The 389-nt window shown below is 62.2% G+C and carries 1 protein-coding gene; it reads right to left on the reverse strand.

The window, feature by feature from the left end; translation table 11 throughout:
• The coding region (locus tag KBI52_RS00640; protein ID WP_173944919.1) for a cold-shock protein at nucleotides 1-197 on the reverse strand (197 nt) is incomplete at its 3' end.
• Between the last annotated feature and the right edge of the window lie 192 nt (nucleotides 198-389).

The raw sequence follows: 389 nt of genomic DNA on the forward strand, positions 1-389 counted from the left end.
ATGTTGTTGACGGCGACTTTGCCGGAGCGGCGGTCCTCGGCGGTGTCGAAGGAGACCTTCTGGCCCTCGCGCAGGCCGCGGATGCCGGCGCGCTCAAGCGCGGTGGCGTGGACGAACACGTCCTTGCTGCCGTCGTCCGGCTGGATGAAGCCGAAGCCCTTCTGGTCGTTGTAGAACTTCACGGTGCCCGTAATCATGGGGGGTATCCTTGGTAAGGCTGATATGCACGTGAGCCAGCGTCGTGCAGCCGCACGAGCGCGCGCTCGGTTCGTCGATGTTTGGAAGAGTGTCTGAACGTGCGCCTGGAATGCCAAGGCGTAACGGCCCGATTGTCCGGCCAAATGTCGATAACGGTTATCTAGGGTCTCCTTGCGGCGAATACAAGGCGG

It is taken from the genome of Microvirga sp. HBU67558 (assembly GCF_018069605.1).
Taxonomy (GTDB): Bacteria; Pseudomonadota; Alphaproteobacteria; order Rhizobiales; family Beijerinckiaceae; genus Microvirga; species Microvirga terrae.